At 72.2% G+C, this 12,510-nt stretch carries 12 protein-coding genes; 5 read left to right on the forward strand and 7 right to left on the reverse strand.

Features of this window, described 5'->3' with window-relative positions; genetic code table 11:
- Positions 1-607: 607 nt before the first annotated feature.
- The 5 genes from OG867_RS00005 to OG867_RS00025 form a co-directional block, all read right to left on the reverse strand.
- Positions 608-1,573 carry a DUF1152 domain-containing protein gene (locus tag OG867_RS00005; protein ID WP_328904561.1) on the reverse strand — a complete coding sequence of 322 codons (966 nt, stop codon included), beginning with the start codon at positions 1,571-1,573 and terminating at the stop codon, positions 608-610.
- Positions 1,574-1,671: 98 nt separating this feature from the next.
- Complete coding sequence (locus OG867_RS00010; protein WP_331720314.1) at positions 1,672-1,926, reverse strand: GNAT family N-acetyltransferase; 255 nt, start codon at positions 1,924-1,926, stop codon at positions 1,672-1,674.
- Positions 1,927-2,240: 314 nt separating this feature from the next.
- Entirely contained in the window at positions 2,241-2,456 is a 216-nt protein-coding gene (locus tag OG867_RS00015) for a hypothetical protein (protein WP_331720315.1), read from the reverse strand.
- 176 nt (positions 2,457-2,632) lie between these two features.
- A complete protein-coding gene (locus OG867_RS00020) occupies positions 2,633-3,973 on the reverse strand; it encodes a PLP-dependent aminotransferase family protein (protein ID WP_331720316.1) in 1,341 nt (446 codons plus the stop codon).
- A gap of 13 nt (positions 3,974-3,986) precedes the next feature.
- Positions 3,987-5,282, reverse strand: a complete 1,296-nt coding sequence (locus OG867_RS00025; RefSeq protein WP_328904565.1) for an MFS transporter — start codon at positions 5,280-5,282, stop codon at positions 3,987-3,989.
- A 193-nt stretch (positions 5,283-5,475) separates the two neighbouring features.
- On the opposite strand from OG867_RS00025, the gene OG867_RS00030 reads away from it, so the two are divergent.
- From OG867_RS00030 to OG867_RS00045, 4 genes are read left to right on the forward strand one after another with little or no spacing between them, the layout of a single operon-like run.
- On the forward strand, positions 5,476-6,828 hold the full coding sequence (locus tag OG867_RS00030; RefSeq protein WP_331720317.1) for a condensation domain-containing protein: 1,353 nt from the start codon (positions 5,476-5,478) through the stop codon (positions 6,826-6,828).
- Entirely contained in the window at positions 6,825-7,088 is a 264-nt protein-coding gene (locus tag OG867_RS00035) for an acyl carrier protein (RefSeq protein WP_328904567.1), read from the forward strand. Before OG867_RS00030 ends, OG867_RS00035 begins: the two co-directional genes overlap by 4 nt.
- Positions 7,089-7,091: 3 nt before the next feature.
- Positions 7,092-8,561: an AMP-binding protein gene (locus OG867_RS00040; protein ID WP_331720318.1), complete on the forward strand. Its 1,470-nt coding sequence runs from the start codon at positions 7,092-7,094 to the stop codon at positions 8,559-8,561.
- Entirely contained in the window at positions 8,542-9,858 is a 1,317-nt protein-coding gene (locus OG867_RS00045; protein WP_331720319.1) for an ATP-grasp domain-containing protein, read from the forward strand. The genes OG867_RS00040 and OG867_RS00045 overlap by 20 nt, the downstream gene beginning before the upstream one ends.
- 47 nt (positions 9,859-9,905) lie before the next feature.
- On the opposite strand, the gene OG867_RS00050 is transcribed toward OG867_RS00045, so the two are convergent.
- Together OG867_RS00050 and OG867_RS00055 are read right to left on the reverse strand one after the other, a co-directional pair.
- Positions 9,906-10,334, reverse strand: coding sequence for an SgcJ/EcaC family oxidoreductase (locus OG867_RS00050; protein ID WP_328904570.1), 429 nt, complete (start codon positions 10,332-10,334; stop codon positions 9,906-9,908).
- A gap of 191 nt (positions 10,335-10,525) precedes the next feature.
- Positions 10,526-11,971, reverse strand: coding sequence for a GMC oxidoreductase (locus OG867_RS00055; protein WP_331720320.1), 1,446 nt, complete (start codon positions 11,969-11,971; stop codon positions 10,526-10,528).
- Positions 11,972-12,157: 186 nt separating this feature from the next.
- Between OG867_RS00055 and OG867_RS00060 the strand changes: the two genes are divergently transcribed.
- Positions 12,158-12,475 (forward strand): YciI family protein, encoded by a 318-nt coding sequence (locus OG867_RS00060; RefSeq protein WP_406281286.1) that lies wholly within the window; start codon positions 12,158-12,160, stop codon positions 12,473-12,475.
- Positions 12,476-12,510 lie beyond the last annotated feature (35 nt).

Below are 12,510 nucleotides of genomic sequence, written 5' to 3' on the forward strand. Positions count from 1 at the left end.
TCATCGCTGCGCGATGAGCAAGCGAAGCGCCGCGCTTCGCTTGGCGCGTCCTTCCGCTTCGCTCCAGGACTACGGATGCCGGCTCGCTTCGCTCCCCGGTGCGCGCGAAGCGCGGGCGTTCACTCCGCTTCGCTCCATGAACGCAATGAACGGGCCTCGCTTCGCGGTGCCTTGACGGGCCGTCACTTCATGGCTGCCCGTCAAGGGTTTCGCTTCGCTCCACCCCTACCCGTCCGCTTCGCTCCCAGATCCAGAGCCCGCTTCGCGGGCGGCTTGCTGCACAAGTAAGGAATGAGAAAGTTGGCCTCAGCCCTCTCGGCTCAGCCTGTGCTTCATTCTCTGAACTGGATTCGAACTGGACTAGAGATATCCCCCCGATGAGGCTCAGCTCGTTCGTCTGTCTGTTTTGCCCTGCACCGTGGCAAGGCGCGGCACCGGTGACCTTGCCACGTCAGGCTTCACCCGGCCGCGCAGCGCGGGATCGCCGGATACCTCTTGAGCGCCGGGGTGGCCGATCACCCCGGGTACCCGCTCGTCAGAAGACTCGTCGGTGACTCGCCCCTCGGTCACCCCGGTGACGGCTGTCCCGTATCGGTCTGAGGGAGGTTCAGTGCGGGAACGCCCTCGGCGGACGCTGACGGGGCAGCGTGGTGCGGAACTCCTCGATCACGGAACTCACCTGCCGCATCAGCGAGGTCCGCTCCAGCAGACCGAGGTAGAGATTACGGCGGGCCAGTCCAGGCAGGTCCACACAGAAGTACAGCGCCATCAGCGGGTTGATGAACAACTCGCTGCCCTTGGTCCTTTCCGTGAACCGGACATTGCCGAAGTCACCGCGCACGGCAGCGGCCACAGAACCGTTCACAATGCTCGGGTGGCTCGCGGTGTGGCGCTGGGCATGCGCCACCGCGTCAAGATACAACGCACCCTCCCGCCCCGCCCCCAGCAGCGAGAACGCGCCGAGATACGAGCCATCCCGGTCCAGAGCGGCCAAGTTCTCCAGCACGAGCGAGTGGTTCACACCGTGATACGCATCCACCCCGAAGCCAAGACAGGCCACCAGCCGGTGCGCGACCTCGTCGAGTCCGCTCACGGCGGCGAGACTCGCCATGTCCTCCTCCGGGGTGCCGAGACCGTGCTCGTCGCCGCGCATCAGGATGTCGGTGCCGCCGTCCACCAGCACGATCGCGTCAACACCACCGAGATGCTCGATCAGCGTCCGGTAGGCCGTCCGCAGCGGCCCGACCCCGATGCTCGGGAAGGCGTACACGGTCGGCGGTAGATCCTGCGTCACGAGCCACTGGGCAAGCGTCCGTTCAGGGAAATAGTCACCACGCATAGGGGTGTCGGGCCCGATGGCCGCGACGTCCTGGTCCACCCACACGTCAAGGTCCAGGCCGTACAAGTCGGCGAAAGACAGGTTGGCAAGGTGTACCTCCTTGCCCGCCGACCGCAGCGCGAGTGCGAGCGGCAGCCCGGCGTACACGTCGAAGCCGCCGCCCGCACCGGCGATGAGCACCCGTCGCACGTCGTGCAGGCGAGTGAAGAATGCGGGTTCCCCCAGAGAAATCACCGCATGACGCTAGCAGGAGGGCGAGTCGGCACCAGGGCGATCAGACTTCAGTGAGATTGAGGCCGTGGAGTCCCTGTCGTCGTCCTGAGGGGCATCGCCTACGCCCCGTCCGGTGGTGCGACGCAGGTGTGCATCTGTGCGGTACGGCCGCCGGCTGTTGTCCAGGTGGCTGGGGACGTGGAGACGTAGTGCCATCCGGCGCGTTCGTAGAGGTGGATGGCGGCCGAGGCTCCGGATTCGACCTGGAGGGCGGGGGTGCGGCCAGCGGTTGTGGCTGCTTCGGTGGCCTTGCGCAGGAGCTCTGTGGCCACGCCTCGTCTGCGGGCGTCGGTGCTGACGAAGAAGCGCGCCACGGACAGCAGTCGCTGTGGCGGCAGGCCGACTGCGGTGGCCAGTGCCTGTCCCGGGGGGTCAGCCAGCCTTCGGGGTCGACGGGCCAGTCCACTGGATAGCGATCTGCCGTGTGGACCGTGGCGAGTGCCTGGACGCAGCCCGGCATGTGGTCATCGGTACGTGGACGGATCGTCGGTTCGCTCATTGCGGGATCCTGGCACGTCACCGCGTTTGCCCGGGAGCGCAGCTGAGCACGAGGGCCGCGGCTCCGGCCAGGGCGAGCACGACTGAGGCGCTGCGGGCCATGGTGCGGCTCCTCACCTATGACGGCCGATCAGGAACGTTGCAGGGCCGCCGGACGGCGGCGGCGCAGCGCCGGGCGGGCCGGCAGGAGGACGCCCGCGGCCACGGTCACAACGACGACCAGGACGATGGCCGCCACCTGGACCGGCGGCAGATAGGGCAGCGACCCGGTGACGGACAGGCTGAACGCGGTGAGGGGGATCAGGGCGGCCAGCACGCCGACCACCAGTCCGGTGACGATCAGCACCAGGGTGCTGAGGAGGGTCCTCGTCGTAGTCGGTCGAACGTGCCATGGAGGGCTCCTGCTTCCGGTCCAGTGCTCGTCACGGGTCCCCGTAACGTCTGCTCCATGCTGCCCTGGCCGTGTGGTGCGGGTCAGTGCACCGCACACCCGAATCGGGGTGGAGCCTGCACCACCCTGTTCTACGCAGCCGCTCGGACCATGTGCACCTGGGACTTCCGCTCGGCGACGAGTGCCGCCAGGCGGTCCAGGCCCGTGTTGATGCGGTCCGGTTCCAGGGCGCTGAAGGAAAGGCGCAGTTGGCGGTGGCCGCCGTGGCCTCCGTAGAAGTGGTGCATGGGGGTCCACAGGACTCCGAAGGCGCGGGCGGAGTGTTCGAGGGCTTCCTCGTCGGCGGTGAAGGGGACCGTGAGGACGGTGAACATTCCGCCGCGCGGAGTGGTCCAGGTGACGGTGGGGTCGCCTCCGAACCGCTGCTCCAGGCCGTCGAGTACGGCGGTGAGGTTGCGCCGGTAGACGGCCCTTTCGCGTTCCGTGGCCCGGACGAGGCTGCATCCGTGTTCCAGGAGGTAGCCGCCGATGACGGCCTGGGAGACCGTGGAGGTGTTCAGGGTGAGCATGCTCTTGAGCTTGGCCAGTTCGTCGGCGAGGAGGGTGCCGTCGGTCATCGGCTGGTCGGCGACGACGTAGCCGACCCGGCTGCCCGCGAAGGCCGTCTTGGCGAAGGAGCCGAAGTGGAGGACGCGCCGGGTCCGGTCGAGCGACTTGAGCGTGGGCTGCCGGTTCCCGTCCGCCCCGAAGAACGCGTACGGGTTGTCCTCCAGGATGAGCAGGTCCTCGCGGTCGGCGATGTCCAGGAGTTGCCGGCGGCGCTCCTCGGGGAGGGTCGCGCCGCTCGGGTTCGCGAAGTCGGGGACGACGTAGCAGGCGCGGGGCCGCAGTCCCCGGGCGCGCAGCAGCCGGACCTGGGTGACGAGGTCGTCCGGGTCGAGGCCGTGGGCGTCCTCGCGGACGCCGTGGACGGGCATGTCGACCAGCCGGGCCGCGCCGAGGAATCCCACGTACGCGGGGAGCGCCGCGAGCACGACGTCCTGGGGGCCGCGGCGCAGGGCGCGCAGGGCGAGGACCATGGCCTCCTGGCAGCCGGTGGTGACGAGGATCGCTTCCGGGTCGGCCGTGATGTGCTCGTCCTGTTCCAGCTGGCGGGCGACGAGGTGGTGGATGAACCCCTTGGTGCGGCCGTACTGGAAGAGGGTGCGGTTGATCTCGGCGGGGCTGCGGCGCTGGTCCTGCTCCAGGTGGCGCTGGAAGCGGCGGAGCCACCGGGGCAGCGATTCGGCGTCGTAGAAAGCCTCGTAGGGGCGTCCGGCGGCGAACGACACGGCGTCGGGGAAGCGTCCGGCGATGTCGTTGAGCGTGGTCATGGACGTCAGGACGGGGTCGTCCACCGAGGGGTGCAGATCCGTCCGGTCCAGCGGGGGCATCGCCGTCTCCGGCCGGCGCGGCGGTGTTCTCGTGTCCATGCTTCCCCCTTGTTCAGGCGTGGTGCGGGGCCGGGACGCCGGCCGTGTCGTCGGCCTCGGCCGGCCGGGTCCGGGCGCCGAAGCGGGCCAGGGCGGGGCCGGTGAGCCCGAGGAGCAGCATGATGACGCCGAGGCCGATCCAGCCGAGGCTGCCGAGGCCGAGTACGACTCCGAGCAGGAAGACCGGCGAGGCGGCGCGGACCGCCGAGGACGCGGTGCCGGACAGGCCCTGGTACTGCCCCTGCGCGTGGGCCGGCGGGAGGCCGAACTCGAAGGCGAAGGAGCCGGCGGAGTACCAGATCTCGCCGAGGGTGAGCAGCACCATGCCGGCGACGAGGGCGAGCACGGCGACCCACGCGGACACCCCGGCCATGAGGCTGATCGCCGCGCAGCCGAGCAGCAGGGCCATGCCGGAGCGGCGCAGGGCGGCCCCTCCGTCGGTGAGGGTCTGGACTCCGCTGCCGAGCCGGACCTGGAGGAGGACCACCAGGGCGGTGTTGATGAGGAAGGCGGCGGTGACACCCCAGGTGGGGGCGTCGGTGTGGGAGACGATCCAGACCGGGATCATGATTTCGAGGACGAGGACCTGGACGGTCATCGCGCCGCCGACGAGCGCGTAGAGGACGAACGCCGTGTCCCGCAGCGCGGCTCTCCGGGTGGCTCCGGCGGGCGCCTTGCCGGTGCCGGCGGCCGGGGCGGGCCGGGGCAGGGGCCGGTAGTCGGGGACCCTGAACAGGAGGAGCAGCGCGGCCGTCTGGGCGACGCCGAACAGGACGATGAGGACCTGGTAGGCGGTCTCGGTGCCGATCTGGATACCGACACCGCTGACCAGGGAACCGAGGGCCACGCCGATGTTGGAGACCGCCCGGGACTGGGAGCGGATGGTCACGGTGTTCTCGCCGCCGACCCGGCGCAGCAGGGCGCCGACGGAGGGGAAGTAGGCGGCGAAGCTGACGTTCATGCACGCGTTGACGACGAGCAGGGTCCAGAAGCCCTGGACGGCCAGGTAGGCGAGGCCGGACGCGCCGAGGCCGGCGAGCGAGCCCATGACGACCCGGCGCGGGCCGACGCGGTCGGCGAGGGCGCCGGCGGGCATCGACGCGAGGATAGCGATCAGGCTGGACACGGTGAACGCGAGTCCGACCCGGGCCGTGGGGAGCCCCACGATCCGGGTGAAGTAGAGGACGCTGATCGGCATCATGATGCCGCCGCCGACCGTCCCCACGAACGACGAGGTGACGTAGACGCGTTGTGCGCCGGCTTCGGGTATGAGGCTCTTGGCGAAGGTCAACGGACTGAGTGCGGACATGGCCTGCCTTCTGTCGCCCGTGCGTCGGTCTTCCGTGACGGCTCTGGTGGACGGCCAACCTAGGTCCGGCCCGGCGGTCGGTCATCTCCTCCCGTGCGCGGCCCGGAACGGGCTGCGCGTACGGGCAAGCTCGGAGTTGTCCGGCTTCTCGCGGGGCGCCTAGCTTCGCCGTTCCGATGAGGAGGCGTTGCCCATGCGAGACGTCGAGGAAATCGCGCGCTATCCGCTCTCCGCCCAGCTGGCCATGTGCTGCGCCAACGAGCGCGACGGCTTCGACATGTCGAAGTTCATCGCCGTGATGGCGTTGCGGATCCGGGGCCCCTTGGACTCCTCCGCGCTGCGCGGGGCTTTGGACGACCTGGTGTCCCGGCACGAGTCGCTGCGTACGGTCCTGGCCTGCGACTGCGACGACGACGGCGAGGGGTACCAGTCGGTGCTTCCGCCGGCCCCGGTGCCGTTCACCGAACAGGTGCTGGTGCCCGGGCCCGGCGAGTCGCGGGAGGACGCGGCCGAGGAGCTGCTCGTCAAGCTGCACGCGGAGACGATGCCGCGTACGGAGACCCCGCTGCTCAGGGCGGTGCTGTACCGGTTCGACGACCAGGACGCGGTGCTGACGGTCCTGTCGTCCCACCTCGCGGTCGACGCCTGGTCCGCGGGCATCCTGCGCCGCGATCTCGCGGCCTGCTACCGGGCCCGGGTGCGCGGCGAGACGCCGGAGCTGCCGCCGGCCCGGAGTTACGGGGAGTACGCGGCCCAGCAGCGGGAGGGGCTGGCCGGGGAGAGGGCCCGGTCCGTCCGCGACTTCTGGAAGGCGGAGCTGGCGGGCGGTCAGGTCTTCGCGCCGACCGCCGAGGAGGTCGGGAGCGCCGACCGGGGCGGGGCCGTCTACGGGAACGCCGTGTTCGACCTCGGTGAGCGGGAGATGGGCGCCGTCCGCGCGGTGGCCCGGAGCGTGCGCAGCACCCCGTGGCACGTGCTGGTCGCGGCGGGCGTGCTGCTCGCCGCCCGGGTCACCGGTGTCCCGGACGCGGCGCTGATGACCAACACGGCCGCCCGTGACGACCGGTCCTTCTACGACACGGTGGGGTTCTTCGCGGACGTGCTGCCGCTCCGGGTGGACCTGAGCGGCTGTGTCACCTACCGGGACGTGCTGCTGAGCGCCCGCCGGGCCTGTCTTGAGGCGTCCCGGCATCCTCTGCCGCACCGGGAGCTGGAGCGGGACAACCCTGCCTTCATGCGGCCGCGCGCGCAGCCGGAGAACATGATGTTCCTCTTCAACTACGCCCGGTCCGTCGTCGGGGACGACGACATCCAGTTCGCCGGGCGGGTCGAGCAGGTCTCGATGCGGCGCGAGATGCCGCTCGACCGGGGCGGGTTCTGCGTCTGGGCGATGTGGGACACCCCGTCCGGCGGTCTGCGCGGCTGCTTCGAGTACGCCCCCGAGCGACTGCGGAGCGGTACGGCAGAGCGCTGGACCGCCGACTTCGCCGCCCTGGTCTCCCACCTCGCCACCCACCCCGATCGCCCTTGGAGGGACGACACGTGACCACAACTCAGGACGACCTCGCACAGCGCGTACGGGACGAAGTCCTCGACGCCGCCCGGCAGGTGTTCGCCGGAGAGGTGGACGACACGCTCGACCCGGTCGCCGCCGGCTTCGACTCGCTGGCCGCGACGGAGATGGCCGTGGCGCTGGAGGAGCGGCTGGGCGTCGAGTGCACGCTCGCCGATGTCTTCGACATGCCGTCCCTCGGCGAGCTGGCCGCCCTGCTGGCCGAGCGGGTCGACCGGGCCGGCGGCCGGTAACCGGTGGACACGGGCGCGGAATGCCCGGTCGTCGCCCGGGTCCGGAGCGTCGCGGCCCGTCACCCGGGCCGCCCGGCCGTGGTGACGGATACGGGCCGGGTCACCTACCGGGAGCTGTGGCGCCAGGTGCTCGGTTGGCGGGACCGGTGCGCGGCGCTGGGTCTGGCCCCGGGCGCCCTGGTCGCCGTGCTCGCCGGGCCGGGGGCGCGCTGGCCGGCGGCGTTCCTCGGGGCGCGGGCGGCGGGTCTGGTCCCGCTGCTCGTCGACGTACAGCAGCCGGTCGAGCGCACCGGCGCGTTGCTCGCGGCGGCGCGCCCGGCCGCCGTGCTGCGGTCCGAGACCGGGGAGGCCGAGCGGACGGGTGAGCCCGCGCCCCGGGTGCTGCCGCCGGGCGCCGGTTATGTCGTGTTCACCTCGGGCAGTACGGGCGCGCCCAAGGGGATCGTCGGGCGGGCCGCGGGGCTGCTGGCGTTCATCGACTGGGAGATCGGGGCGGTGGGCGCCGGCCCGGGGACCCGGGTGGCGGTGCTGACGTCGCCGTCGTTCGACGTGGTCTTCCGCGATCTGCTGCTGCCGCTGTGTGCGGGCGGCGAGGCGCACTTCGCCGGGCGGGCGGTGCGCGCCGCCCCGGCCGCCGTGCTGGGCTGGCTCGCGGAACGCCGTGTGGAGGTGGTGCACGCGGTCCCGAGTCTGGCGGCGCGCTGGCTGGCCGCCGACGGGTCGGACGGGTCCGTGGACTCCCTGCGCTGGACGCTGTTCGCGGGTGAGCCGCTGCACGGCCGGCTGGTACGGCGGTGGCGTGCGGCCGCGCCGTCGACGGAGGTCGTCAATCTGTACGGGCCTTCGGAGACCACGCTCGCCAAGTTCCACCACCGGGTGCCCCGCGACTGCGGCCCCGGTCTGCTGCCCGTGGGCCGGCCGCTGGACGGGACGGCGCTGTCCCTCGTACACCCGGAGGCGACGGGGCCGGTGGGGGCGGAGGTGCGGCAGATCGTCATCACCTCGCCCGACGGCTCGCTCGGCTACCTGCCGGGGACCTGCGGGGACGACGACGCGGAACGGCTGCGGTACGCCCCCGGGTCCGGGGTGACCCGGTTCCGTACGCGGGACCGGGGCGTGCTGGACGACGACGGGAATCTGGTGGTCGTCGGGCGGCTGGACTCGCTGGTCAAGCGGCGGGGCGTGTTCGTGGACCTGGCGCGCGTCGAGGCGGCGGCGGCCGGTCTGGCCGGGGTGACGGCGGCGTGCTGCGTCCAGCTCGCGGACGGCGATGTCGTCCTGGCCGTCCAGGGCTTCGGCCCGGCCGCCGCCGCGGCGCTGCGCCGTCCGCTGCGCACGGCGCTCGGCGAGGGCATGCCCGACCGTGTCACGGCCCTGCCCGTCCTGCCGCTGCTGCCGGGCGGCAAGGCGGACCGGCGGGCCGTCGCAGACCTGTTGGACCGGAAGGAGACCGATGAACGCCGGGCGTCGTGACCGTACGAGGGACCGCACCATCGTCGTATGCAAGTACCAGCCGGAGCTGCTCGCCGCACTGCTCGACCACGAGGCGCGGACGGCCGACGTCTGCCTGGTGATCGAGCGGTCCGACGTCCTGTACGAGAGCCCCGATCCGGCGCTGCTCGGCCGGTGCCGCAAGGTGTACACCGTGTCAGGCTTCGACTCGCTGGCGGAGCTGTCCGCCGTCGCCGTGGATCTGCGGCAGACCTGTCCCCCGGTCGTCCAGGTGCACAACCAGGACGAGCGCAGCCAGTTCGGCTCGGGCTATCTGCGGCTGCTGCTCGACCCCTCGGCACCGGGGGCCCGCCACCATGTCGCGCTGCGGGACAAACGGCTGATGAAGGAGCTGGTGGGTGAGGCGGGCGTGGCCGTGACCCGGTTCCGTTCGCTGGCGGATCCTCAGGACGCGGACGCGGTGGCCGCCGTGGCGCGCGAGCTGGCCGCGCCGCTGATCGTGAAGCCGGTGGCGGGGTACGGGGCGAGCGCCACGGAGAAGGTGGAGTGCGGGGAGGAGCTGGGCGCGGTCGCGGCCGGGCTGAAGTTCGAGGTGGGGCAGCGGGCCGGGCAGCTGATGGTCGAGGAGTTCGTGCCGGGCGAGGAGCTGGCCGTCGACGCGATCTGGTCCGGCGGCGAACCGCTGACCTTCGTCGTGCACCGCTATCTGTACCCGAGGATGCAGGTGCTGGGCGGCGCCCTGGACGGTTCGCTGATCCTCGCGCCCGGGGAGCATCCCGGGCTGTACGCCCGTATCAAGGACATGCACAAGCGGTTCAACCCGGCCCTGGGCATCCACGACGGGCCCAGCCACCTCGAAGTCTTCGTCCGGGAGGACGGCGAGCTGGTGTTCTCCGAGGTCGCCGCGCGGCCGGGCGGCGGGTGGATCCAGCTCATGATCGGCGCGTACCACGGGCGTTCCACGTCCGGCCTGATCGCCGAGGCGGCGCACACGGGGTCGGTGACGCTGCCCGGCGCGCCGTGGCCGCACATCGGCGGGCTCCACATCAGGCCGTCCGCCCCGGGCGTCATCGTGTCGATGCCGGACGACGACGAACTCGCGGCGTTCCCCGGCGCGGTGGACTGGCACCGCAGGCGTGAGGCCGGCGACCGTGCCCGGATCTCGGGCCCGTCCGACTGGTACTTCCACCTGGTGCTCGGCGCGGACACCGAGGAGGGACTCTTCGAGACCTGCGAGCGGGCGGCCCGGACGTTCACGGTGGAGACCGCGGAGTCCGCACCCCCGGTACGCGGCAGAGCCGTCGCGCGCCGCGCCTGAACAGCCGTCCGCGCCCGGACCTCCTGGTCCGAGCGCGGACGCTTGTGTCAGGCGTTGTTCAGGGGGCTGTTCTGGTACGCGGCGAGGCGCCAGCCGTCCGGCTGCTTCACGGCCAGCCAGGAGGCGTGCACGGCGCGCTCGGGGGCCGGCTCGGTCTCGCCCTCGACGCAGATCCCGCCGCGCGTGATGAGGACGGCGACCTCGGGTGACAGGAAGCGGACGTCGATCGGGGTGCCGACGACGCGGGTGCCCTTATACGGCCCGGCGAAGGCGGCGCTGGTGAAGGCGCGGATGGACTCGCGGCCCTTCTGGAAGACGCCGGGCAGGATCATGGTGCCCTCGTCCGTGAACACGGCGGCGAAGGCGTCGGAGTCGTAGCGCGCCCACGCCTCGACGATGCGGCGCGGCAGGCCGGCGACCTCCGCCTTGTCCTCGTCGGCTACGGGGCCGCTGATCGGGGCGGTCTGCGTGGTCATATGTGCTCCCTGGAGGCTGGGCCGTGGTGGCCGGGCAAGGTCCTCCGGCCGTCGCGCGAGTGCCGCGGAGGGGCCGGCCGTGCTGTGCGTCAACCGTCACATTCCGGGGGTACGGGCCGCACCTTCCGGACCGACCGCGTTCGGGCCCGGCGCGGGCGGATTGGGCACGGGGCGAGAAGCCCGGGCGGCCGTCACCAGGGCCGGCCGCGCATCGCGGCGGACAGGCGCTCGGCGATCATGACCGTCGGGGTGTGGGTGTTGGCCGAGGGGGTGTCCGGCATGACCGACGCGTCGATGACCCGGAGGCCGGTGTGCCCGTGCACCCGTCCCTGGAGGTCGACCACGGATCCGGGGTCGGCCGCCGGGCCCATCCGGCAGGTGCCGGTGGCGTGGAAGTAGTCGCCGACGTGGTCCGGCAGCCAGGCGTCCGCGAAGTCCTCGTCCAGCAGGGCGGTGAGGTCGCTGCCCCGGTCGTCCACCCGTACCGACTCCACCACCTCGGCGAAGGCGGAGCTCCGCAGCGCGCGGACCAGGCAGCGCAGCGCCTCGTGCATGGCGCGCCGGTCGGCAGGGTCGTCCAGCATGCGCAGGTCGATCCGGGGCGGTCCGGACGGGTCGTCGGGGTCGAGCCGGACGGTGCCGTCGGAGCGCGAGGTCATCAGGGCGGCCATGAGGACGCCGTGCACCTCGCCGCCCCCGCTGGAGTCGCCGTGCATCGGCAGGAGGTGGATGTCGCCGTGCCCCTCCCCGGAGGACGTCCGGAGGACGGTGCCGATGCACGGGAGGTCGGCGCGCGCCTCCCGGTACTCGGGGCGCAGGACCAGGCCGACCGAGACGGCCGGGTGGTCGCGCAGGTGGTGGCCGATGCCGGGGCGGTCGACGCCGGAGCGCAGCAGTACGGCGGGGCTGCCGATGACACCGGCGCTGAGGACGACCTCGTCCGCGTGCAGCTCCTCGCCCGTCGCCGTCCGTACGCCGACGCACCGGGTGCCGTCGAACAGCAGCCGTTCGACGGGGGTGTCGGGGCGGACGGTGAGGTTGGCGCGGTTCCTCGCGGGCCGTAGCCGGTGCTCGGCGCTGGAGTGCCTGCCGTGGGGGGTGGCGTTGCGCAGGAGTACGCCGGCCCCGTCGGATGGGTCGTCAAAGGTGTCCAGGTCGCGTTTGAGGCCGAGTTCGGCGGCGGAGGCGAGCAGGGCGCTGTCCAGGGGCGTCAGCTCGGCGTCCGTGGAGGCGGCCAGGTGGGGCTTCAGCTCCTGGAGCCAGGGCCGCACCTCCGCCCAGGACCAGCCGGTGCAGCCGAGCTCGTCCGCCCAGCGGTCGTAGTCCCGGGGCAGGCCCGGCAGGGCGAGCATCGAGTTGACGGACGACGACCCGCCGACCCCGTACCCGCGCAGGTACCAGCCGAGCCGGCCGCCGGCCAGGTGGGTCGCCCGCTGGTCGGGCCAGAACGCCTGGTGGTGGGCGAAGATGCCGATGCCGTTGCGGGAGGCGATGGCGCGGGCCAGTCCGGGGGCGCGCCGGTCGGGCCCGCCTTCGAGGAGCAGCACCGCACGGTCCGGGTCCTCGGAGAGCCTGCTCGCCACCACGCAGCCGGCCGAGCCCGCTCCCACCACGATGACGTCCGGTCCTGGGGACACGCCGTCACCTCCTTCTCGCCTTCGCCATGGAACAGGGGCGCCCATCCTGTCGGCGCCGCGTTCGCGGCGGCCACTTTCAGGGTGCGGTCCTTCCGGGACGGACCGCCGCTGTCAGTGGCGGCACTTAGGATCGGCCCGGCCCCACCGTGGGGCCCCGGATGAATCGAGGTCCGTAGCGTGAAGTTCATGATGTTCGTGTGTACCGACTCCGAGCCCGACGAGGACCGGACCGACGACTGCGACACCTGGGCGGCCGAGAACGACGCCGCCGGACGGCGGGTCACCGGGAGCGCGCTGGCGCCGGTGGACGAGGCCGTCACCGTCCGGATGCGGGCGGGGGAGCTGCTGCGCACGGCGGGCCCGTTCGCGGAGTCCAAGAACGTGATCGTGGGGTTCGACATCCTGGAGTGCGCGGATCTGGACGAGGCGGTCGAGGTGGCGCGGCAGCATCCGATGGCCCGTATCGGCCGGCTCGAACTGCGCCACTTCGTGGATCTGGACTGAGCAAGCGGTTCGACTGAGCAAGCAGGGAGTTGGGC

The sequence above is a fragment of the Streptomyces sp. NBC_00209 genome, from assembly GCF_045206345.1.
Taxonomy (GTDB): Bacteria; Actinomycetota; Actinomycetes; order Streptomycetales; family Streptomycetaceae; genus Streptomyces.

Excerpts from the sequence above, each read along its gene's own strand:
- OG867_RS00060 (WP_406281286.1), top strand. The coding sequence starts at position 12,158 with ATGATGTTCGTGTGTACCGACTCCGAGCCCGACGAGGACCGGACCGAC.
- OG867_RS00020 (WP_331720316.1), bottom strand. The coding sequence starts at position 3,973 with ATGGACACGAGAACACCGCCGCGCCGGCCGGAGACGGCGATGCCCCCG.
- OG867_RS00025 (WP_328904565.1), bottom strand. The coding sequence starts at position 5,282 with ATGTCCGCACTCAGTCCGTTGACCTTCGCCAAGAGCCTCATACCCGAA.
- OG867_RS00045 (WP_331720319.1), top strand. The coding sequence starts at position 8,542 with ATGAACGCCGGGCGTCGTGACCGTACGAGGGACCGCACCATCGTCGTA.
- OG867_RS00050 (WP_328904570.1), bottom strand. The coding sequence starts at position 10,334 with ATGACCACGCAGACCGCCCCGATCAGCGGCCCCGTAGCCGACGAGGAC.
- OG867_RS00030 (WP_331720317.1), top strand. The coding sequence starts at position 5,476 with ATGCGAGACGTCGAGGAAATCGCGCGCTATCCGCTCTCCGCCCAGCTG.